The 23,079-nt window shown below is 45.4% G+C and carries 21 protein-coding genes; 7 read left to right on the top strand and 14 right to left on the bottom strand.

Annotated features, from left to right (window positions below; translation table 11 throughout):
- Nucleotides 1–27 precede the first annotated feature (27 nt).
- The 5 genes from nfuA (at nucleotide 28) to QVA83_RS21660 (ending at nucleotide 3,292) form a co-directional block, all read left to right on the top strand.
- Nucleotides 28–606: a Fe-S biogenesis protein NfuA gene (gene nfuA / locus QVA83_RS21680; protein ID WP_014951369.1), complete on the top strand. Its 579-nt coding sequence runs from the start codon at nucleotides 28–30 to the stop codon at nucleotides 604–606.
- Nucleotides 607–651: 45 nt separating this feature from the next.
- Nucleotides 652–882: a hypothetical protein gene (locus tag QVA83_RS21675; RefSeq protein ID WP_014980727.1), complete on the top strand. Its 231-nt coding sequence runs from the start codon at nucleotides 652–654 to the stop codon at nucleotides 880–882.
- A gap of 196 nt (nucleotides 883–1,078) precedes the next feature.
- Nucleotides 1,079–1,783, top strand: coding sequence for an aspartate/glutamate racemase family protein (locus QVA83_RS21670; protein ID WP_014951371.1), 705 nt, complete (start codon nucleotides 1,079–1,081; stop codon nucleotides 1,781–1,783).
- Nucleotides 1,784–1,870: 87 nt separating this feature from the next.
- Nucleotides 1,871–2,254 carry a VOC family protein gene (locus QVA83_RS21665; RefSeq protein WP_014951372.1) on the top strand — a complete coding sequence of 128 codons (384 nt, stop codon included), beginning with the start codon at nucleotides 1,871–1,873 and terminating at the stop codon, nucleotides 2,252–2,254.
- Between the two features lie 285 nt (nucleotides 2,255–2,539).
- Nucleotides 2,540–3,292, top strand: a complete 753-nt coding sequence (locus QVA83_RS21660; protein WP_287498959.1) for a class I SAM-dependent DNA methyltransferase — start codon at nucleotides 2,540–2,542, stop codon at nucleotides 3,290–3,292.
- A 75-nt stretch (nucleotides 3,293–3,367) separates the two neighbouring features.
- Here QVA83_RS21660 and QVA83_RS21655 read toward each other — a convergent pair whose 3' ends face one another.
- Nucleotides 3,368–4,714, bottom strand: a complete 1,347-nt coding sequence (locus QVA83_RS21655) for an MATE family efflux transporter (protein WP_156079055.1) — start codon at nucleotides 4,712–4,714, stop codon at nucleotides 3,368–3,370.
- 121 nt (nucleotides 4,715–4,835) lie between these two features.
- On the opposite strand from QVA83_RS21655, the gene QVA83_RS21650 reads away from it, so the two are divergent.
- On the top strand, nucleotides 4,836–6,062 hold the full coding sequence (locus QVA83_RS21650; protein ID WP_156079056.1) for a polysaccharide deacetylase family protein: 1,227 nt from the start codon (nucleotides 4,836–4,838) through the stop codon (nucleotides 6,060–6,062).
- Between the two features lie 79 nt (nucleotides 6,063–6,141).
- Here QVA83_RS21650 and QVA83_RS21645 read toward each other — a convergent pair whose 3' ends face one another.
- The 6 genes from QVA83_RS21645 to QVA83_RS21620 are packed head-to-tail and all read right to left on the bottom strand — an operon-like array spanning nucleotide 6,142 to nucleotide 10,741.
- Entirely contained in the window at nucleotides 6,142–6,729 is a 588-nt protein-coding gene (locus QVA83_RS21645) for a GNAT family N-acetyltransferase (protein ID WP_014951376.1), read from the bottom strand.
- A gap of 1 nt (nucleotide 6,730) precedes the next feature.
- A complete protein-coding gene (locus tag QVA83_RS21640) occupies nucleotides 6,731–7,375 on the bottom strand; it encodes an SCO family protein (RefSeq protein WP_156079057.1) in 645 nt (214 codons plus the stop codon).
- Nucleotides 7,372–8,289 (bottom strand): heme o synthase, encoded by a 918-nt coding sequence (cyoE, locus tag QVA83_RS21635; protein ID WP_156079058.1) that lies wholly within the window; start codon nucleotides 8,287–8,289, stop codon nucleotides 7,372–7,374. Before cyoE ends, QVA83_RS21640 begins: the two co-directional genes overlap by 4 nt.
- On the bottom strand, nucleotides 8,282–9,499 hold the full coding sequence (locus tag QVA83_RS21630; protein ID WP_156079059.1) for a COX15/CtaA family protein: 1,218 nt from the start codon (nucleotides 9,497–9,499) through the stop codon (nucleotides 8,282–8,284). The genes cyoE and QVA83_RS21630 overlap by 8 nt, the downstream gene beginning before the upstream one ends.
- A gap of 5 nt (nucleotides 9,500–9,504) precedes the next feature.
- Nucleotides 9,505–10,044 carry a redox-active disulfide-containing membrane protein gene (locus tag QVA83_RS21625; RefSeq protein ID WP_287498958.1) on the bottom strand — a complete coding sequence of 180 codons (540 nt, stop codon included), beginning with the start codon at nucleotides 10,042–10,044 and terminating at the stop codon, nucleotides 9,505–9,507.
- Complete coding sequence (locus QVA83_RS21620; protein ID WP_014951381.1) at nucleotides 10,037–10,741, bottom strand: SURF1 family protein; 705 nt, start codon at nucleotides 10,739–10,741, stop codon at nucleotides 10,037–10,039. Before QVA83_RS21620 ends, QVA83_RS21625 begins: the two co-directional genes overlap by 8 nt.
- Nucleotides 10,742–10,786: 45 nt before the next feature.
- On the opposite strand from QVA83_RS21620, the gene QVA83_RS21615 reads away from it, so the two are divergent.
- A complete protein-coding gene (locus tag QVA83_RS21615) occupies nucleotides 10,787–10,996 on the top strand; it encodes a DUF2909 domain-containing protein (protein ID WP_039221374.1) in 210 nt (69 codons plus the stop codon).
- Between the two features lie 15 nt (nucleotides 10,997–11,011).
- On the opposite strand, the gene QVA83_RS21610 is transcribed toward QVA83_RS21615, so the two are convergent.
- From QVA83_RS21610 to QVA83_RS21580, 7 genes are all read right to left on the bottom strand, one after another.
- Nucleotides 11,012–11,905, bottom strand: a complete 894-nt coding sequence (locus QVA83_RS21610) for a cytochrome c oxidase subunit 3 (protein WP_014951383.1) — start codon at nucleotides 11,903–11,905, stop codon at nucleotides 11,012–11,014.
- Nucleotides 11,906–11,928: 23 nt separating this feature from the next.
- Nucleotides 11,929–12,516, bottom strand: a complete 588-nt coding sequence (locus QVA83_RS21605) for a cytochrome c oxidase assembly protein (protein WP_014951384.1) — start codon at nucleotides 12,514–12,516, stop codon at nucleotides 11,929–11,931.
- A gap of 147 nt (nucleotides 12,517–12,663) precedes the next feature.
- A complete protein-coding gene (gene ctaD, locus QVA83_RS21600; protein WP_156079060.1) occupies nucleotides 12,664–14,307 on the bottom strand; it encodes a cytochrome c oxidase subunit I in 1,644 nt (547 codons plus the stop codon).
- A gap of 9 nt (nucleotides 14,308–14,316) precedes the next feature.
- Nucleotides 14,317–15,480 carry a cytochrome c oxidase subunit II gene (gene coxB, locus QVA83_RS21595; protein ID WP_156079061.1) on the bottom strand — a complete coding sequence of 388 codons (1,164 nt, stop codon included), beginning with the start codon at nucleotides 15,478–15,480 and terminating at the stop codon, nucleotides 14,317–14,319.
- 582 nt (nucleotides 15,481–16,062) lie between these two features.
- The gene (gene lexA, locus QVA83_RS21590) at nucleotides 16,063–16,689 is read right to left on the bottom strand and encodes a transcriptional repressor LexA (protein WP_014951387.1); all 627 of its coding nucleotides are present in this window, start codon (nucleotides 16,687–16,689) and stop codon (nucleotides 16,063–16,065) included.
- Nucleotides 16,690–16,801: 112 nt separating this feature from the next.
- A complete protein-coding gene (locus QVA83_RS21585; protein ID WP_287498957.1) occupies nucleotides 16,802–20,368 on the bottom strand; it encodes a hypothetical protein in 3,567 nt (1,188 codons plus the stop codon).
- Nucleotides 20,369–20,540: 172 nt separating this feature from the next.
- Nucleotides 20,541–22,874, bottom strand: coding sequence for a sensor domain-containing diguanylate cyclase (locus tag QVA83_RS21580; protein ID WP_287498956.1), 2,334 nt, complete (start codon nucleotides 22,872–22,874; stop codon nucleotides 20,541–20,543).
- Nucleotides 22,875–23,079: the final 205 nt, after the last annotated feature.

Below are 23,079 nucleotides of genomic sequence, written 5' to 3'. Positions count from 1 at the left end.
AAATTTCAAAATATGTAGGACTTGCTGATGATAACTATATCAGAAGAAGCCCAGGCTCACTTCGTAAAACTGTTGAGTAAACAAGAGTCTGGCACGAATATTCGTGTATTCGTCGTAAATCCGGGCACTTCGTCGGCTGAGTGTGGCGTGTCCTATTGCCCACCAGACGCGGTTGAAGAAACAGATACCCGTTTGCCATTTAATGGTTTCGATGCGGTCGTAGATGAAGAAAGCGCGCCTTATTTAGAGGAAGCGGAAATTGACTACGTTACCGATCAAATGGGCTCACAGTTAACCTTAAAAGCACCTAATGCAAAAGCGCGTAAAGTGTCTGACGACGCACCATTAATTGAGCGAATTAACTATATGATTGAGTCGGAAATCAATCCTCAGTTAGCGAGCCATGGTGGCAATGTTGTATTGACAGAACTGACTGACGATGGCTATGCCATACTTCAGTTCGGCGGCGGCTGCAATGGTTGCTCAATGGTAGACGTAACGCTTAAAGAAGGTATTGAGAAGCAAATGGTCGAGCAATTCGCTGGCGAGCTTAAGGGCGTGCGCGATGCGACTGAGCACCAAGCGGGTGAGCACTCTTACTACTAAGCGTAATATTGCACTTGCTTAAGTGCATATCTCGATAACTATCTCATGCTAAAGCAAGACATTCACAAAAGCTGGCAACGATTCAAAATAGGTCTATCTATTTTCGTTGTCGGCGTCTTGCTGTTGTTTACCTTAAGTGAACTTCATATCACGCTGCATTACCTGAGCCTTCTTATATTATTTGTCGGTTTCGCTATCGCCATGTTGGGTTACTGGGGAATTTTTATTCAGCGCTTTTCTTTTATGAAAAACAAAAAGCCGCCGCCTAAATTCTGATTACTTCCGGCTCTACGCCATATCTTCTTGCCCTATTCTTTATGTAAGCCAGTCGCTTGCACTCAGTTTTACCCATACGCCATACTCTACATTACGCAGCTGTCTCCCGTTCATTTATGTTCGCCTAGCGCTCGTCTCAGGTTATAGGTAGATTAGAGGTTGCGCAAAGTGCCTAACAAAATAAAAGGGAGCTGTGGTGAATACAACAAAGAAGCTGGGCCTGCTTGGCGGAATGAGTTGGGAATCAACGGTCAGTTACTATCAAGCCATAAACCGTGGTGTAAATGCTCGACTTGGCGGCCTTCATAGCGCACCGCTGATAATAAGCAGCGTTGACTTTGCCCACATAGAGCAGCTTCAGCATAAAGGAGAATGGGATAAAACCGCCGATATACTGATCCGCGAGGCGAAGCACTTAGAAACTGCGGGGGCAAAAGCCATATTAATTTGTACCAATACCATGCACAAAGTAGCAGCTGACATAGAGCAGAAGATCACTATTCCACTTATTCACATTGCCGACGCTACGGGGTGCGTGTTGCAACAAGATAGGGTTAAGAAAGTTGGGCTACTGGGCACCCGCTTCACCATGGAACAAACCTTTTATACATCCCGCCTTAAAGAGATTTTTGGCATTGAGGTTGTTACTCCAAATGCCCAACAACGAGACACGGTTCATAACATTATTTATGAACAATTATGCAAGGGCGTGATTTGTGTTGAATCCCGTAACGCGTATATTGACATTATAAATGAACTGGCGGCCGAGGGTGCTGAAGGCATCATTTTAGGCTGCACAGAAATTGCCTTATTAGTTCAACAACATCACACCAAAGTTAAGTTATACGATACTACCGCTATTCATGCTTCAGCTGCGGTAGATTTTGCATTAGCTCCCTAAAGCGTTAGCAAAGGGTAAGTAGCGAAACACACATAACCTAACTTTGATAAAAGGGAATTGGCCCTACTATTTTCAGAGGACACAGCTATGTTTAGCCACGTAATGATTGGTGCGAACGACCTTGAAGCATCAAAAAAATTCTACGATGCTATTTTAGGAGTATTGGGATACGAACCAGGCGTTTTTGATGAATACGGACGGGTTTTTTACTATACGCCGAAAGGTATTTTAGCGCTAACAAAGCCGATTAACGGAGAGGCTGCCACACACGGTAATGGCACCACACTCGGCCTTGCCGCTCGAACACCAGACATCGTTGATGAATGGCATAAAGTAGGAAGCGAGAATGGGGGCGTGCCATGCGAGGACCCACCGGGTATTCGAGGCAATGGGGAACGCCAGCTGTATCTTGCTTATCTGCGAGACCCAGCAGGCAACAAGCTCTGTGCCACGCACATCGTAAGAAAATAGCTCAAGTGCTGCCTGCTTAAATGATCACGCTCTTTTTGCAGGCTATTCACTTTTAGCTGTCTATTTGGCCCAAAGCCCTTTGAATAATAGCACTTTGAGTAATAGCGTTTTGGGTAATGCCTAGTTATGTCTACATATAAGCCCTAACCAAACGAAACTACATAGGTGTTACTGTCTGGCCGCTCAATATCCTAAACGGGTTTCGCCTTTTCTCTTCTTTGCACTATACATTGTTGCTAGATGAATTAACCTTGAACCAGTAAAAGCGCAGCTAACAGAGGGAATATGACACCTGAAGAAACTGGCAAGGCCTACGACACCATTACACACCTTTGGACTCGTCCTGAATTTAATCAGAAAAATGGGTTAACCGCCTACCAAAAAGCATTGTCATTTTTAGCGGACACCCCATCACAAGAGCCTGATACGGTGCCCAGCGAAGCGCTTGATAAGGGAGAAGCGCATGATAAGAGTGAAGCGCTTGATAAGGGAGAAGCGAGCAATAAAGACAAACCAAAGAAACGAGGTTACGCACTAGACATAGGTTGCGGATGCACCAATCGTTTTGTCCCGGTTATCGAAAGCGCAGGGCTAGCTTACGAAGGCATTGATGTTTCCAAAGATATGCTGGCCATTGCGACGTCCCAATTACCCGCTCATACCTTCTATTGCGCCGACGTGTGTACATTCACTATCCCCAAGCACTATTCGTTTATTAGCGCTTGGGATAGCTTTTGGCATATTCCCCTAACGCAGCAAGAGCCTTTGCTTAAGAAGCTAGTGGATCACTTAGACGATGACGGTGTGTTGCTTTTTAGCTGTGGAGGTACAGATGAAAGCGGCCAACACACAAACGAAGTGATGGGCCCAGAAGTCTACTACGCCTCGCTGGGGCTACATAGATACATAGAAATATTGATAGAAGCAGGCGGGTTTGTTCGTCACGTTGAATTCGATCAGCACCCTGAACTACACACTATTATCATTGTGCAAAAAAGAACCGCGCAAAAACACATTAGCAAGAATAATACTGAATGATGCCTAGAAAAACTGAGAGAGGCAGCGTGCTCAGCACGCCTTCCCTAAGTAAGGTCAGCGAAGCGTTATAAAACACTAGCTTTGCGGTGTCGCTAGCTCACCGCGTTTATCTAATCGATAAAAGCTCCAGGCCAATGTCATACCGCGAGCGAGTAAAAAGGCAAGGAGAGCATACCAAAGGCTGACGTTACCCTGATCTTGCGTGAGATACCAAACGGGGAAATACACCCCTAACGCACTTATTATCATGGTATTTCTCATTGCGCTGGCTCGGGTAAGACCAACAAATACGCCATCGTACAAAAAACACCAATGCGCTAATAGAGGAAGTAATACCATTAAACCAAGATAAGGTAGCGCAGCTTTTACAATGTCACTATGTTCGGTAAGCAGCGCGATAATGGCCTCACCGCCAGCGAAAAATATCAAGCTATAAACAAGGGCAAAAATACTCGACCAGACTAACCCTTGGTAGGTGCGTCGTTTCACTTCGCTGCTGTCTGACGCCCCCTTGGCTTCACCCACCAGCGCTTCCACCCCATAGGCTATGCCATCAAGTCCCAATGCAATAAGAACAAAGAACTGCATGAGTATGGCATTGACGGCCGCCGACGTTTCCCCGTAACGTGCACCTTGAATGGTGAGAAACGCTAAGCAGCCCTGTAATGCTAAGTTACGTAATAGCATGTCACCGTTAAGCTTCATCAGTACCTTCCGAGCTGCACGGTTAAACCACGATGCACTCACCGCGACACCGCCAACGCGCTTAAACGCCACCGCTAGCGCCATTATAGCCATGGTATACTCAGCGATAACACTGGCCAGCGCCACGCCAGCTACAGACAAACCAAGCTCGAACACAAACACTACATCGAGTCCCGCATTCAATAAATTTCCCACAATTTGAATAGCCATGACGCTGCGCGTTTTTTGCTGCCCTACTAACCATCCAACTAATGCCAGATTAAGCATGGCAGCTGGTGCGCCCCATACCCGCGTCGAAAAATAGTCTTGAAGATGCAGGGCAACTTCACTGTTTGGCTGAGTTAAAGCTAAACCTATAGACAAGATAGGAGATTGAAGAGCAAGTACCACAGCCCCCAGCACTAGAGCAACCGCCACCGTTTGCCACAGCACTTTTGCTGACTCTAATGTATTGTTCGGTGAGCCTTTAGCTTGTGCACTCAAGCCTGTTGATGACATGCGAAGAAACCCGCACACCCAGTATATTTGCGTTAAGATAAGTGCGCCCACCGAAGCCCCTGCAAGCATGGCTGGTAAAGACATGTGTCCCAAAACCGCGGTATCCACCAAACCTAATAGAGGCGTAGTAATATTCGCTAAGATCATGGGAAGCGCTAACGCCAACAGACGGGAATGGTCGTCAAAAAAGGAGCGCTGAGTTAGTTGGGCAGGGGACATAAATGATCTCAGTAGGGGTTAATTTCGCTATATACTATCAACCTATGCAGCGGCATAAGTGAAATGCGTACCAGCTTGACCATGTATAAGATTGGCCAAGTCGCATTATTTGGAGTTTACCATGCTATTGAATTTGATTAGGCACTCAGTGGATGATGATATGAAAACCAACAATGTAATTCAAAATAGAACGACGAGTCGTACGCGTTTGAAGATCTTATCTTCAATGCTTGCGGGAATTTTCAATGTTTTGTTGGTCTCACCTAGCATTGCTTCAAGCTCAGATGCAAACCCTGTTGCTGATGCGACTTCCACTACAAAGGAACAAAGTGGTAGTAACATCGACTCTAGTCTTAGCACCACGCCTAACGCCGCCATTTTGCTTTATCACCATGTGTCGTCTTCAACACCAGCCAGTACCAGTATTTCGCCTGAAGCCTTTAAATCGCATATGGAATATTTGGACGCACACCACACTGTTGTTTCGCTTCAGGACGTTGTTTCTGCGATACAACACAACACTACACTGCCAGAAAATGCGGTTGCGATTACGTTTGACGATGGCTACGCAAACATTTTAGACAATGCTCACCCAATACTGGCTGACCTAGGTTTTCCCTATACCGTGTTTATCAACCCAGATGAAATTGGCGTAGGTCCTAAGCAGCTAACATGGGAGCAAGTTATTGCTATGCATAACGATGGCGTTGTTTTTGCCAACCACACGCTAGACCACCTTCATATGCTAAACGGTGAGCAAGCAATGGGCGAGCGCGCATGGCTGGAGAAAGTTTGGCAGAACGTAGAAAGTGCTGAAAAGAAGATTGAAGATAAACTGGATATTAGCCTTAAATATTTAGCGTACCCGTTTGGTGAATACAACACGGCGCTCGCTAATAAGCTCAAAACTGAAGGTTACATAGGATTCGGGCAGCATTCCGGGGCTGTGGGCCCATCTAGCGACATGCAGGCACTACCGCGCTTCCCCGCGGCCGGTTCTTACGCCAATTTGGCAACGCTAAAGACCAAGCTTAATAGTCTTGCCATGCCAGTGACGCAAAGTTCACATAAAGACCCTCGTATGACAGCGCGAAACCTGTCATCGCCCATTAGTTTAACGATAGACAGTGACGATGTTCGCCTTACACAAGTAAATTGTTTTTTCGGCGGCGACCCTATAGAGACTAGCCTAGAAGAAAATGTGCTTACGTTTACCCTTGATGAAACCCTTCCAGTAGGACGTTCACGTGTGAATTGTACAGCACCGTCTAATGCGCAATCAGGGCGTTATTATTGGTACTCTACGCCCTTCTTTGTGGCAGATGAGAACGGCAATTACCCAGACTAGGGCATGTAGTTAAGGCACATCCAAGCTTGAGCGCGAGCGCATATCGATTGGGCTCGCGCTTATATAAGAAAACGTTTACCTATACAGGTTTAGAAAATCGAATAAAACCTTTATTTATCGACTCTTCCACAAAACTATGGCGCTGATAGAAACGAATGGCTGGCACGTTCGACACTTCAACATCTAGTACCACTTTACGTTTGTTCAGTTTTTCTGCTCGCGCTTGCATAGCATCTACCAGTATCGTTCCCACGCCCGTTCGACGGGCACTTTCTTCAACAGAGAGATGGCCTATCATGAGTTCGGTATTAGTAGGCGGCGTAAGATTGATGGCCACGGTCTGATTGCGCATGAGCACTGTCATAGCCTCATCGAGGGTAAAGTACGATGTGATGCTATCAAGTGTCGCCCTATCAAATGTTGCACCTAGTTTGCTGTGCCAAGAGGTCACAACGCCGAGTACTTCGTCACCGCTACACGCCACCCAATGATTCTTAAAGCCATATTGCCCGCCACCGAGTTCCCATGCGTGAGACAGGTAGCCCTCAGCTGTTTTATTTTTATTTTGTCCAAAAATAGACGTTAACAAAGACTGCGCCGCATTCAATATAAGCGGCGTAGTTTGCGCAGCATCAGATGCCACACCTTGCCTTATTTTGATTTCCATATTACTGCTTCGAGATTATTATTGGCATATCAGCCAATATTTGCTGGGAATCACTTATCGATAGCTTTCCTGGCTCTCTTTTTGGTTTGAATCTTCCTATCACCCTAGCTTCAGGGTCGACAAGTACGACAGATGCACTGTGATCAACTAAATAGTTGGGGTTATCCGTACTTTCAGCAATGGCATACATCATTCCTAAATTACGTACAAACGGGAATAGCGCCTTGTGCTCTCCAGTAACGGCAATGAACTCCTCATTAAAATAGCTCACATACTCTGAAAGTCTTTCAATTGAATCGCGATTTGGATCAACGGATACAAAAACAATTCGAATAGGTTCGACACTATTTAATGCTTTTAGTTCAGGATATATACCGTTCAATTCAGCCATGGTAGTTGGGCAAATATCGGGGCAGAAGGTATAGCCCACAAATACTAAGCTCCACTGCCCTTCAAGCGACGAATTATCAAACACATCACCTTCATGAGATGTAAGTGAAAACGGTGATAATGCTCTCGGCTCTGGGTAAGTCTGAAAGTATTCAGGCTGACTTTCAACATTTGGGGGCGCGATATACAGCGCCCCTACGATGCCTGCACATAGCGCTAAAAATGCAACAAGGCCGACAGTAGTTCGTTGATTCATAAACTCAGTGGTATGTAGTGATCTAAGAGTAATACGACAAACAATACCATGAGATGAATAATTGAAAACCTAAAAGTTTTCATTGCAGTTTGTGGCTCTGCATCGAATTTTAACTTTAATGCATAGTATAAAAACCCAATGTTAAGCACACTTGAGCCAATCAAATAAATGAGATCGCTCATGCCTGTAAGGTAGGGCAGCAAACATACAAGCCCTAACAATACTGTATACAGCAACACTGACGTTTTCGTAAATGACACACCGTGGGTTACCGGCAGCATGGGCACCTTCGCTTTGGCGTAATCTTTTTCTCTATGAATAGCGAGCGCCCAAAAATGCGGCGGCGTCCAGGTAAAGATAATCAGCACTAAAAGCAGGGCATGGGCATGTATTTCCCCTGTAACCGCGGTCCAACCTAGAAGCGGTGGAGCAGCCCCTGCTAAACCGCCAATCACGATGTTTTGCGGTGTCGCTCGCTTTAAATACATCGTATAGATAAACGCGTAGCCTACTAAACTTGCTAAGGTTAACCACGCGGTTAGCATATTCACAAAAAGAGCTAACACTACAAATCCAACCACACCTAAAACGCCTGCAAACCACAGCGCGTTGTTTATGCTAACCTTGCCTTTTGCGACGGGGCGATTAAATGTACGCGCCATCACACTATCTATCTTATGGTCGACAACGTGATTAATAGCCGCAGCAGACGCAGACAACATACCAATACCCAATAAGCCACAGATAAGTACGGTTGCGTTTACCCACGAAGGCGTAGCTAAACACATTCCTACTAACGCGGTTAACAGCAACAACATGACGACATTAGGCTTAGTCATTTCATAGTAATCTCGCCACGTGACTACATTGTGCTGACGTGAAGTACGCGCATGTAAAGAGACCGATTTAGCCATGGAAACCTCCTGGAGCTTTAGGGAGAATATGAGAAGACGTTGACGCGTTTAAAGGGTCGTGCAAAGGCGCTTCGTGGATGCTAAATGCACCTGCCCCCTGCAGTGATTTCGAACCTGAGAATGAGCCTGTATTACGTTTTTCTGTACCGAAAACATTATCGTTTTCTAGTGCCAAAAATACGGTAAAAATGAGGTTGAGTAGGGAGAGAAGTAACACGGCTGCGACCGCGTTATGCATTACAGCGACAGCCAGTGGCAGCATAAAGATAATGTTGCTAAGTCCTAATGCCACTTGCGTGCACAATGCTACCAACATAAACGCACCCACATTTTTTTGTTTACTTGTGGTGTAGCGGCTTACCAACACACTTATACCTAGTGCTAGCAAGTATAAAAACGTGATGACCGCGCCGAACCTATGCACTATGTGCATGGTAACTCGTTCGCCGTAATCATGAGCACCAAACTCATAGTTGTCTGCATCAGGCACACTGAATGCACCTGCCAAATCAATTCTTTCCTGCCAACCGCTTTCACAGACCGGCATTTCCGTACAGGCCAACGCAGCATAATTGGCAGAAGTCCATCCACCAAGAGCAATCTGGGTAACAAGCACACAAAGCCCAATAAAGGCGAAAAGTTTAAGGTTTCGCTGAAAGACCTTGGCTTGAGGTAAGTCGGTAATGCCTTGTTCATGCATAGCGGACGCGATGGGCGCTTGTTTAATTTTCGATGCATCGCCTGCGGTGTTGCGCAAACGGAGGTAAAGAATAAACAGGCAAGAGAGCACAGAGAAGCCCCCCAGCAAATGCCCCATAACTACGACGGGAAGGAGATTGAGCGTCACGGTCCACATACCAAGTGCTGCCTGGAAGATAATAAGCCCTAGCAGTAACAGAGGTAATTTAACGGGCGTGCCTTTGTCGCGCTGCCGAATAGCAATAATGGCAATAGCCAGAACACACAGCCCCAGCGTTCCTGCAAAATAGCGGTGAATCATTTCATTCCACGCCTTAAACGCCTCAACTGGACGTTCGGGAAAAGCGGCGTTGGCTTGTGCCACTTTTTCCTCACTCAAAGGCACGGTTAGGTTACCGTAGCATCCAGGCCAGTCGGGACATCCTAGCCCAGCGTCGGTCAAACGCGTATACGCACCGAGAATAATAACGACTGCCGCCAGAAAAATACTGAATAGGGTTAATTTTTTCATGGCCATTATCCTATACGCGATAATTTAAGAAGCTTTCTCATATCTGCCAGCATGTTGCGGCTTTCCATCACGGCGTCTTTTCTATCGTCTTTAATGTCGTAAAAGAGCATGGCGTTATTTTGCGTATCAACAATATAAACACTGCTAGAGGCAAGCGCCGTTGGTGTAGTAACGGGTAAGGTTTCGACAAAAGGGTAGTCTTCTAGCGCGGCTATCGCAGTTTGGTCGCTTGAAGCGGTAGTAACGACCACTGCTTGGGCACGGTCCGATTCTTTACCTAGCGCAAGCCACACTTGGTTAATGCTAAAAAGTGCGTTCTCGCACACTGCGTCACATTTACTTGGCATCACATACAACAAACGCCATTTAGGTTCCGCGTTTTCTAAAAGCGCACTCATGTCGATGGTCGGCGCGAGCAGCTGACCTTTATTTGTCGCGCCTTTAGTAAACCATTCGTTATCAAGTGCGAGCTTTGCCAGAACAACAGGTAAAACAAACACGGCTACCATAATAATTAATGTTTTTTTCGAAGCAGCATTACTCATAACTACGTCCTTTCTTACTAATTGCAAAGCCGCCAATGGCTGCAGCGGCAATGGCTAAACCAAACCATTGAACTGCATAGCCAAGGTGCTTTTCAGGAGACATTACGACGGCCTGATGTTCACGAATAAACGCGGGGTCAGGCGTGGTAAGGTGAAGAATAAAGGGTAAAAGTTTGCGCTCTAAGGCGTTGCTTAGTGCAGGGAATTCTATGTGTTGTACCAGCGCGGGGCTTTGCGACAAAGCCATGTTGGTTTCTTTCACTAAGGGGTTGTTACCCGGCACGCTAAGCACGCCGATTAATTCGCGCGTTTGGCTTGTAAAACTTATTTCCGGTAGCGTGCGCGTTAAGTCTGGCGCAGGCACCCAGCCAAAGTTAACCAAGAGCCACCCGACATTGGTATTTACCGGTACGATGACATCGAAACCCACCCGCTGATTGTGAATCTGATTATCTAATAGCAACACATGGTTAGCGTCTATTGCGCCGCTGAACGATACGGTAATATCCCGAGGATCATCATGAGACAACGCCTCTTCTAAACTCAAGGTTCCATTACTTTGCTTTTGCGCTATGCTAGCTAAACGTTGTTGCTTTTGGACCATGCGATCAAGTTGCCAGTACCCTAAACCGCACATAATCGCCACACTAAAGCCCGTGAGTAACCAAGGAATAACGTGGCGAGTGCGAGAAAACATGATTATTTCGCACCATGCAAAATTAGAATAAAAACAGAGGTGAATATGTTGATAAAAATAGTCCTTGTTGCGTTGGTGCTGTACATGATTGTGAATTTGTTCATGGCGATGCGAATCATGATGAAAAATGACACGTCTAAGGGCCCTATGAGTAAGTACATTGGTCGACGCGTGCTCACTTCTGCCGTCATTGTTATTATTATTCTTATCGCTATTGGTACCGGTTTAATTACCCCAAACCCAAGGCCTTACTGAGTTTGGGGATTCCTTTTAAAGTACGTAAACAAAGATGTAGAGCATGACCCACACTACATCTACAAAGTGCCAGTACCAGCTCCCCGCCTGAAACGCGAAGTGGTTTTCAGGCGTGAAATGCCCTTTCAAGACCCTAAAAAACAGTACAATTAGAATGATGGTGCCAAGGGTCACATGCATGCCGTGAAACCCTGTGAGCATAAAGAAGGTGTTGCCGTAAATGCCTGACTGAAGCGTAAGCCCCAAGTCGCGATACGCATGTATGTACTCTTCTACCTGTAGGAACAAGAACCCACATCCAAGTAAGATAGTGATACCCAGCATTAGGGTTAGCTGTTTGCGTTTGTTTTGCTCTAGTCCCACATGAGCGAAGTGCAGTGTAATAGATGAGATAAGCAAGATAACCGTGTTGATTGTGGGCAACCCCGCAGCACTCATTTCCTGTGTGGTAGTGCCGCCTGGCGTTGACACCAGCGGCCACATGGCCTCAAAGGTCGGCCATAAGACCTCATTGGTCATAGCGTTATTCGATGCGCCGCCCAGCCACGGAACGGAAATAAATCTCGCGTAGTAGAGGGCGCCGAAAAACGCAGCGAAAAACATCACCTCTGAAAAGATAAACCAGCTCATACCTTGTCGATATGAACGCCCCAGCTGATCGCTGTAAAGCCCTGCCATAGATTCATCTATTTGATTTTTAAACCAACCTACAAGCATAACGAGCAATACTGCTATCCCCGCTAAAAGGATATGACCGCCATAGCCTGTTTCACCTTTGGTTGCTTGCACCACATAATTGCCCGCACCTACGGCGATAAGAAATAGAGCAACGGCCCCTACGATGGGCCATGGACTTTGTGCGGGTACATAATATTTTTGGTATTCGTGATTCTGTACTTCGGGTTGCATTTTCTTCTCCTTACCCCTTCGGCCTATTCGCCATTTGATGGTGTTGAAGCCATAAAGGGATTCGGTGTTGTCGTTAGGTCACTGGCTCGCGCTGTGACGTCATAGAGTGTGTACTGCAAGGTAAAAAACGTAATTTCTTCAGGTAGCTGAGGGTCTACATAAAACTGCATGGGCATATAGGCTTCACTACCCGCATCTAATGGCTGCTGATTGAAGCAGAAGCATTCAGTCTTGTTCAGGTACAGTGCTGCCGTTCCGGGGGATACAGAGGGAATGGCCTGAGCTACGATATTGCTTGATGCAGGGTTTCTCACATAAAACGATACCGTATTAAGTTCGCCAGGGTGCACTTTCACGCGCTTGGTTTCAGCACGAAACTCCCAGGGCATACCGGTATTTGTGCGAGTAATAAACTCGACGGTCACTTCTCGCGACTCATCAATCTCAACCGATTGATAAACCGCAGCCGTGCCTTCGGTTTTTCCGTTAATTCCCGTAACGTCGCAAAATACGTCGTACAAGGGAACAAGGGCAAAGCCGAAGCCAAACATGCCAATGACAATAGCAACAAGTTTAATAACCATCTTGTTGTTTGCGCTTTGCTGTGACATCACGTGACCTCCGGGTAAATCCATAGATGAAGGTTGGTAAACGCTTGTTTAGTCGTTTATCTCCCTCACCACCTGCAATGTGTGAATGTCATTCCCATCGGCTTTTGCCGGTTGAAAGGAATGACCTATTCACAACTCCACCTACCGTTACTTAACGACAGGTGGCGTTTCAAACGTGTGATAAGGAGCGGGTGATGGAATTTCCCATTCCAATCCTTCTGCGCCGTCCCAAACTTGCGCTGATACCGGCTCACCTTGCTTTTTGCATGCCTTGATAAGCAGGGCAAGAAAGATGAGCTGAGATAAACCGAATGCAAAACCACCCAGGCTTATCCATTTATTAAAATCAGCGAACTGCAATGCATAGTCAGGAATACGGCGTGGCATACCAGCCAAACCCACAAAGTGCATAGGGAAGAACAACACATTGACCGATACCAGTGAGCACCAGAAATGCCATTTAGCTAAAGCTGTGTCATACATTTTTCCCGTCCATTTAGGCAACCAGTAATACACCGCAGCCATGATGGAAAAGACCGCGCCAGTTACCAGTACATAGTGGAAATGGGCTACAACGAAGTAAGTGTCGTGATATTGGAAGTCCACGGGCGTGATCGCCAACATTAGCCCTGACAACCCACCAATGGTGAACAGCACAATAAAGGCAATAGCGAACATCATTGGCATTTCAAAGCTCAGTGAGCCGCGCCACATGGTCGCTACCCAGTTAAACACTTTTACGCCAGTAGGCACCGAGATAAGCATGGTGGCAAACATGAAAAACATTTCCATGTACACCGGCATGCCCGTGGTGAACATATGGTGAGCCCACACAACAAAAGAGAGCAGCGCAATCGACGCCGTGGCGTAAACCATAGACGCGTATCCAAACAGCTGCTTTCGAGAGAAGGTAGGAACAATTTGCGAGATAATGCCGAAAGCGGGCAAGATCATAATGTACACTTCAGGGTGCCCGAAGAACCAGAAAATATGCTGGAACATAACCGGGTCGCCGCCACCAGCAGCATCAAAAAAGCTCGTGCCAAAGAACTTATCAGTTAACACCATGGTAACCGCACCGGCGAGCACTGGCATTACCGCAATCAGCAAGAATGCCGTGATAAGCCACGTCCATACAAACAGCGGCATTTTCATCCAGGTCATGCCTGGCGCACGCATATTAAAGATGGTCACAATCACGTTAATCGCACCCATAATGGATGAAATACCCATGATGTGAACAGAGAACACAAACAACGCTGTCGAATCGCCACTGTAAGTCGTTGAAAGGGGCGCGTAGAAAGTCCATCCAAAAGCAGGGCCCCCGCCTTCCATAAAGAGCGAGCTCAATAGAATGAGAAAGGCACCTGGTAAAATCCAGAAGCTCCAGTTATTCATGCGCGGTAACGCCATGTCAGGGGCGCCGATCATCATGGGAATAAGCCAGTTTGCGAGCCCAGTAAAGGCTGGCATTACTGCACCAAATACCATGATAAGCCCGTGTACCGTAGTCATTTGGTTAAAGAAGTTTGGCTCTACAATTTGTAGACCGGGTTGGAATAGTTCAGCGCGGATCACCATGGCCATCGCACCACCAACTAAAAACATAATAAAGGCAAACCACAAATAAAGTGTGCCTATGTCTTTATGGTTAGTGGTAAACAACCAACGCGTTATCCCTTTAGGAATATGATCGTGGTGTTCATGGTCATCATGTAGGTGACCGTCATTTACTTGACCACTGTGAGGCGCAGAGGTATCTGGCGAAATAACTTCAGTTGCTTTGCTCATTGTCTGCTCCTAGTTTCCGTTTGCCACTGCGTTGACATCTTTGGCTTGAACCATATCGCCAGTTTTATTGCCCCAGGCATTTCGCTCGTAAGTGACTACGGCGGCAATTTCCTTAAGACTTAGCATTTTTCCAAACGCTTGCATGGCTGTTCCTGACTTTCCATGCAGCACGATGTCAATGTGACCTTGCTGATCTTCTAGTGCCATCTTGCTGCCTTTTAATGCCGGGAACACGCCAGGTAAACCTTCACCATTTGGCATATGGCAAGCAGCGCACGTTGCGTTGTATACTCGCTCGCCCTCTTTCATCAGTTCATCCATAGACATATTCATAGAAAGTAGACGCTGCTCTTCTTCTTTTGCTTTACGAGCAATCTCTTCTTGTTCGCCCATCCACTTTTCAAACTCGGCGGGTTCTTTAGCAATTACCACAACCGGCATATAGCCATGGTCTTTACCACAAAGCTCCGCGCACTGTCCGCGATAAATACCCGGCTCATTCACCTTGGCCCAAGACTCGTTAATAAAGCCGGGGTTGGCATCTTTTTTCACGGCAAAGTCAGGAACCCACCAAGAGTGGATAACGTCGTCAGAGGTAATAAGAAAGCGTACTTTTTTCCCAGTAGGAATAACCAAGGGACGGTCAACTTCCAGCAGGTAGTTATCTGTTTTCTGAAATTTGTTTTCTATTTGCTCGCGCTGAGTGGCGAGTAAAGAATAAAACTCTACATCGCTATCCATGTACTTGTAATGCCATTTCCATTGAGAGCCTGTTACTAACACCGTCATGTCAGGCTCAGACGTGTCTTCCATAGCAATTAGAGTATTCGCTGCGGGTACCGCCATGAAAATAAGAATAAGGAAAGGAATAACGGTCCAAGCAATTTCGACCTTCACGTTTTCGTGAAAATTAGCTGGCTTGGCGCCACGGGACTTTCTATGTAGATACATTGAGGCGAACATCACGCCAAAAACTACAACCGCGATACCTACACAAATGAAGAACATCAACATATGGAGGTCGTATACCTGCCCACTGATGTCGGTAGCACCGCGTCTCAAATTAAGCGAAGAGGCTTCTTCGCTTGCTTCTTGCGCAAAAAGCAAAGGGGAAAAAAGCAAAATTGGTATACTAGAACACCATTTTGCGAAAACGGTCGTTAGTTGTTTCACTCAGCACCTCCGTAATGGCGTGGTCAAAGACGCTGATTAATTTGCGCGATGCCCTACCAAATGGTTTGCGAACGATTGACCCATAACCTCAACTTGTAAAACAAATTTAGAGTCATTGTTATTATTTTGTTAATCTCTGTATAAGAATTGCGCAATAATGTCGTGCCGTCTAGTCTTTTCTATTAAAAATTTAACGAAGTGGTTAATTTTTAATCATTTACTAAAATGGTCGCGAGGGATTTCACGTGCAAAAAGAGAAAGCCATTGCTGTGGGATGCCCTTGGAATCAAACAGGCATTTTGAACACGGGGTTAAAGTAAATGCTCGACTAACTAGTTAAGAAATCAATAAGTAATCGATTACTCAATGTCGATTTCAAACAAAATTCAAAATAAAAAATGGAAAATACTTGAAGCATTCATAGAAAGAATAACGTGAGTAATGATAAAAATAAGCGCGCAGAAAACCAACAGGTTTGCTGGGCAGGATAAAACCTAAGTTGGCAGATTGAAGAAAAAAACAGGAACAAAAGACATAAAAAAAGCGGCTAACGCGCCGCTTTTATACAAACAAGCTAAAATACTACATCCAGTCAGCGTTTCTGATCACACCCACCGCAATACCTTCTATCGCAAAATGTTCAGTCGCCAAATCAACTTTTATTGGTGCAAACTCATCATTCTCAGCATGAAGCAATACTTCACGCCCGCGCTTCTCTAGACGCTTTACGGTGACGTCTTCATCTACACGCGCCACAACCACCTGACCGTTGTGTACATCAGTAGTGCGATGAACAGCGAGAAGATCACCGTCTAAAATACCAATGTCTTTCATGCTCATACCGTTAACGCGTAGCAAAAAGTCGGCATGGGGTTGAAACAGTGCAGGATCGACTTTGTAGTGCGATTCAACATGCTCTTGCGCCAAGATCGGCTCACCAGCTGCAACACGCCCAATTAACGGTAGGCCTTCTTCTTCTTGTGCGTCGTTATCAAGAGGGATATTGAGCTTAATGCCACGAGACGTACCAGGCAAAATTTCAATCACGCCTTTACGCGCCAATGCTTTCAAATGTTCCTCTGCTGCATTAGCAGAACGAAAGCCAAGCTGACGGGCTATTTCCGCACGAGTAGGCGGCATTCCCGTTTCTAACATGGTTGTTTTAATAAGTTCTAAAACTTCGGTTTGTCGAGCTGTGAGTGGGCGCATAAAAGACCTGTCTGTTCATACAGTTCCTGTAAGTATATACACCTAAAACTAAATAACAAGCACTTGCCGCGTCTTTTGCGATCTGCAAAAGCCTACGACAAGTGCTTTCCTCTTATTTTACGAGAAGAGCCATGTTCGGGTTACTAATTTGTAACTCCAGCTCCCCATCACTATTTTGACGTGTGCGCATGCCTTCAACATTATCGAGCCCAAGTCCAGGGCTTTGCCACACCACATTGCCTTTATTATCAACCTCAACCACGCGATATGCGATGCTGTCATAATAATTGTACGAATAGTCATTCTCGTTAGGCTGGTAGATAGCGATAATCGACTGATTAGACGACGTCGTTGGAACAGCCGCTATATACTGAGGGTAGAATGACGGTGCTATAGCGTCTTTGAGTTCTAATGTATCGCTCGCCACGTCATAAACGTTGATGGTGTTGTAGTTTCTATTTAAACACGCAAACTCAAGTTCGCTATCACTATCAAAATTTACCGTGAGCAATTGGTCACAATTGGTTTCCAATTCATTCAATCCAACAAATTCACCATCCTGCATTTTATAGAGCTTGAGCGAACTATAGCCCCCAACAGCAAAATAATGCACACCGTCTTTTTCAGAGGCAGCAAGCGCATTAATTGAAAAATCGTTAATGATTGAGTCGATAAGCACCTGATTCTCGATATCAAACGCTTTAAGTCGATTGTTCTCAATAATAACTGCATCGGCGTAACTGTCGTTATTTACGTCAATGGCTTCAATAAACGAAATTTCACTATTCTGATTATTGTTCAGTGTCCACTGAATAGCGTTATCTGTAAGTCTCACGACATTAAACGACGAACTATAATCCAGTGCCCCTATTAGTAACTCACCCACACCGTCATTGTTGTAGTCTGTAACGACCGGTTTGCTATAGTTATAGACATCTTCGCCAACCTCAGCACTTATCGCAAAGTTATCCTCTTTATCTACCGATAAAATCTGAATAGATGATTCGTAACTACTTGTATCGCTAACAAAGACGGCTCTTTCATCATTATCGCCATAAGGTGCCCAACCCGCGGCATGATATCTACTCGCGCGCGGCGCACCTTTTATATCTGACAAGGCATATTCACCGTTGGCATCTTGTTGCGCTACTAAAATTTGATTCTCACCAGTCCAAATAATGTCGTCCACATTGTCATTGTCTAAATCGTCAATGAGAAGTGACATGCCACTGTAAGTGTTGTGGTTAAGAGCCCACTGCTCAGAGATTTGTCCCGCTTCTAATGCAAAACCTCTAACTTGTCCCCACTGACACTCGGAGACAACCACTATTCCTTCTGTAGCTGGGCTTTCTTTACTATAGGCGATATCACAAATGTCACCATGTTCCGCCGTCGCCAAACTGCTTTTCGATACTGCTGAGTAGATTGAGATATCATTCCAACTATCGGCACCGATGATTTCATCTACACCATCGTTATTCATATCACCCAGCACAACAAATGCGTCGCTGAACCCGCCACCGTATAGCCATTGGTTGGCACCGCTTTCGATATCAAACACATAACCATTGTTCGTTACCATTTCTATCGATGCGTCATCATCTACGTTACCAAAAGCAAGGTTATTGACACCGTCAATATCGTACTGTTGCAACTGCTCACCTGTGCGAACATCTACAATGGCAATAGAGGTCGCATTGTAATATTCGCTCCCATATAAATAAGCAACTTCATCAACTCCGTCACCATTGATGTCGTAAAATAAGCCAGAAATAATACTATCTTCAATAATAAACACCGCTTCTGCGTTACTTTCGCGGTCTTTTATTACAGACAACCCCTGTTGAGTAAGAAGGTAGATTTCATCATTATTGTCACCATCAACATCTTGGGTATGCACGCTTCTAATTTCGCCTTTAGTTGGCAGTTTATACGGATACACATAGGTATTTTTAAGCGTATTGCCTTCTAGCGAAAATGCGCCCACATTGCGAGCATTTACCGTGATAAGTTCACTTACACCATTGGCCGAAGCAATAGCAAAGCCATGATTATAAATTGGTGTCATCACAGTAGTACGAGCATAAGCTGGGGCCTTGTCCGCATAAGAAGTGATTTCGAGCGTTTGTTGGGATTCAGTTCCGTCTAAGCTAGCGAAACTAAACATATAAGTTTGAGCGTTGAAAAGTTGATTCGCAGGTACATTCCAGGTCATCAGACCTTCCGCATTTAATGAAGCACCGGGAGGCGCTGAAATAAGCTGTCCCGCGACGTCATCGTCAACTCTGTCTGGGTCACTCATCGATACGGTAAACTCTACGTATCCGCCCGCAGTTACTACTTCAGGCATATTCGATGCAGTGAGCGTCATAGGAGAATTGCCGATCTCAACGAAAGTAGGCTGGGATTCAACAACGTTAATACCGTCTGACACCACCATGGTAACTTTAACTTCATCACCGAAGACTGCGCTGTAAGGTGGGAGCGTGGTACCATTAACATCGTCAAGGACTATACCATTTACATACCAGCGAAACGAAATCACCAGCTCTGAGTCGGGAGTATCTGAATCATGATAGTAGCCAGGCTCAACGGTGATTTCATCTGTGGTATAGACAGTCTCATAGGCATAGTAATAAGGCTGATTCACTACAGGAGGTACGGATATCGCATCGATATCTGAAAGCGCAAGGCCAGTATGATTTCCGCTGGCAAACGCTGTTAAATTATTAAAGTATACACCTACATCGTAAATATCATCGCCGTTGTTATCTTCGCCATAGCGAACTGCGCCATCAATAACGTCAATTCCAGCCGTTTTATCTCCTTTTACGACCAGCGAGCCAGATGACGAATAGGGAAGGTCGCCCTGATCAGAAGAATATGCAAAGTCCAATTTGCCTTTAGACGCAATGTAGATTGAACCATTAAGTTCAGACACGAAGGTGTTGTTTGTCACCCCTTCTGCTGATGTGCCACTGACCTTGTAAGTTTCACCATTGTGCGTGACAGTAAGATACTGCCTCGTCTCTTCATAAAACGTACCTGTTTGTGGGCGGTAGCGAAAATCAACACTTAAGTAGCCTTTTAATGTTGTGCGCACGCCACCGTCTAGCATAGACAAAGTAGTGAAATAAGACGTTACTTCGGAGCTGTTTTCACCTGCGTCAGTAATAACTAGCGAAAATTGTCCGTCATACCGAGTGGAGTCGTAATATTGAATGCACTGATCATAGTCTACAGTAATCGTTCCTGTACCCGTGTCTTCATCAAGCTTACCTGAGTATGTTACTGATCCTGATTCATAGCACTCGGTCGTACCTTCAACGTTGCCGTTCTCATCTAGGAAGGTGTAGATATCATATTGATCTACATAGGGTGAGCCACTTGTATTGTCACCAAAGAGCGTGATGTAAACCTCTTGTACTGCGCTGATATCCACAGTAGAGACTTTCGTTTCTCCACTGTAGTTCGCATCAGCATAGGTGGTTGCCGCCGAGTTTAGTCGTGACTCTGAGTAATCTAAAGGATTTGATAAAATTTCTAGTGCTGTCGGCTCAGGTGGAGGTGGAGGTGGAGGGTTTGTAGGTGGAGAAGAATCAGAGCCACCTCCACCACCACACGCAGTTAGAGCTACAAGAGAAAAAAGGCCAGAAAAACCCAAGCGCGAAGTTTTCATACATCGTCCCTGATTTAAAAGGCATGTCGGCTTTTTAATTAAAAGCTCAAAACAAGCCTAATTATTAAGTTTAATAAAATATTCGTTTTTTATAACTTAACTTTATCAATCTAGCAACAGCACCTTGAGCGTATACGCTTATATTTAATGTAGGCGAAGCCACGTACTATTATTATTCATCCCATACGACTTGGTTTCTGCCCTGCTCCTTGGCTCTGTACAGCGCCTTGTCAGCAAGCGATAAGAGGACGCTGAAATCCGCCTCAAAGGTGTCTTTGACAAATGTTGCGCCGATGCTTATCGATAAATTCATCGTGTCTGTCTTGTAGGTCACCCTTCCTTCTTCAACAGCAATGCGCAGTGCTTCTAGCTGCCTATGGTTCTCTTCTTTCTTGTCACCTATCATGACTATTGCAAACTCTTCTCCTCCTAATCGAGCCACGACATTTGGCGCTTGATTATGTTTAGCTATTTTTCTCGCAACAGCAATAAGCGCCTGATCTCCAGCATCGTGACCGTAGGTATCGTTTACTTTTTTGAAGTGATCAATATCGACAATAGCAACACATCCTCGACAATGTTGTTTTGAAAATGAGATGCACTCGTCAAGGAACGCGCGTCGGTTATAAAGGCCCGTTAAAGAATCAGTCATCGCCAAATGCCTAAGCTTCTCTTCAGCAACGGCTCGGGCTTCCTCAAGCTCTACTGCGTAGAACAAGCCAGCCAAAGCATCTAAAAAGGGCTGTAGAAACTCAGCATCTTCGTCAGTGTAGGTATCAAACTTATTCGCTAAACCGACCATTCCCACTACTTTATCTTTCACTTTTATTGGTAGGCCTAAAAATCGGCTAATGCGCGGATGACCGTGCGGAACACCTTTGGAATTAGGGTGACTGTTTGGCGCATTACTAATGGTAACTTCTCCCGTTAAAATTGAGGTTCCAAAAAGGTTGTCGAAGTTACTAAAGTAGAGGTTTCGTTTTTTGTATTCTGCATATTGAGAAAAGCTACTGTTATCCCAAACAATTTCAGAAATCGCATGAATGAAAAGTCTAGATGAGCTACCGTCTCCTTTCATTTGGCCGACAAAGGCAAACTGGCTATCTGAGATATCTATGAGTTCAGCCAGTACGGACTGACACGCCATCGTCAAGTCATTGTTTTGCAGATATGATGCCCGGGTTTTATTGATAAATTGAAGGAGCTGGGTTTTCTTTCTCTCATGCAGTTCGCTTTCCATTCGCTGCGTTATATCTCTATGAATACCTGCTATACGAACCGGCTTACCTTGGGCATCTGTCTCAACGGTTTTCCCATAACTTTCAACCCAAACCCAAGAGCCATCAGTGTGTTTCATGCGAAATGTGGTGTTAAAGACTTTGCTCTTACCAATTAGATGCATGTTGAGCTGCTTTTCAACTTTGACGTAATCCGCGGGATGAATGAGCTGTCTAAAAAAGCGGGAGCCACTGTCATAGTATTCATACTCAAGACCAACAATGTCGCACCAGCGCTTGTTGACTTGATTAACATCGGCGGCCAAGTTCCAGTCCCATGTTCCTAACTCTGAAGCCTCGAGTAATAAACGCATCCGCTGATTGGTTTTGTTGAGCTTATCTTCCACATACTTTTGGTCACTAGTGTCAAACAAAAATGCTTGAACCGAGTACAACATGCCGTCTTCGCGAAAATTTGCCGTTGATATCATGCTCACCCAAATAGTACGCGTTGGCGTCTTTATCTGAAGACGGCAGGTGTGCGTTTCCACACCTTCCATGTGGGCCTGCATAGCAAAGGTAAAATCCCCCTCCGCCTCCTCAGACAGCACCTCACTCAATGCCACCGTTCCAGTGAGCAAATCTTGGGGTGAAACTCCCAATACACGCTCACTATTTTTCGAGATATACACCAGCCTCAACGACGTATCATAGCGCCACGTTGCCAACACAATAGGAGACTTCTCAATAAGCCCATGCTCGCGTTTAAGCGCTTCGTGTTCTCTTGAAAGCGAAATATGCTGACTAACCAAAGCACCTATTCTCTCTAAAACTTCTAAGTGTTTTGCGTCTATTTCTCTTGGCACGGTATCAATTAAACATACGGCACCGATTACCTGATCATTTATCTCGATCGGCGTTCCTGCGTAGAAACAAATGTGAGGTTCTCCGGTGACGAGAGGATTATGCATAAACCGTGGATCTTCTTGCGCGTTGCTAACAACCACCTGCTCGCGCTCTTCAACGACGTGACTACAAAACGCATGTTCACGAGTGACTTTAGAAAGAGTGGTTCCGTAGTGTGCTTTAAAGGTTTCTTCAAACTCTCCGACGACGCCAATGAGTGCGATCGGCACCTTGTATGCCTCTGCGAGCACCATCATTAAATCATCAAGATCTAACGGCACTTCGCTATTGAGCATGAAGTCATCAATTGTCTTTAACCGGCTTTGATCATCCACTACTGCTTGCTCATATTCATTTACCCTTATAAAAGTAGTAATAGTCATGCTGAATCGCAATTAAACATTGCTAATGTTGAAGCGCCGTAAAAGCAATCATTATGGGCCGTGAAACTTAAGGGGAAAAAGCCAGTGGGCATTTGAACTTCCATAACTGGAAGAAGTCATTACAGCATAAGAAGCGATGATATTGGCTTATCGCGAGATTGTGACGCGTTTGTGTTACACTTCACCCGTTTTTATTTCATAGGAT

The sequence above is a fragment of the Alteromonas sp. AO-Serp genome (genome assembly GCF_017849675.1).
GTDB lineage: Bacteria > Pseudomonadota > Gammaproteobacteria > Enterobacterales > Alteromonadaceae > Alteromonas > Alteromonas macleodii.
This window is presented reverse-complemented; position numbering and strand designations above follow the sequence as displayed.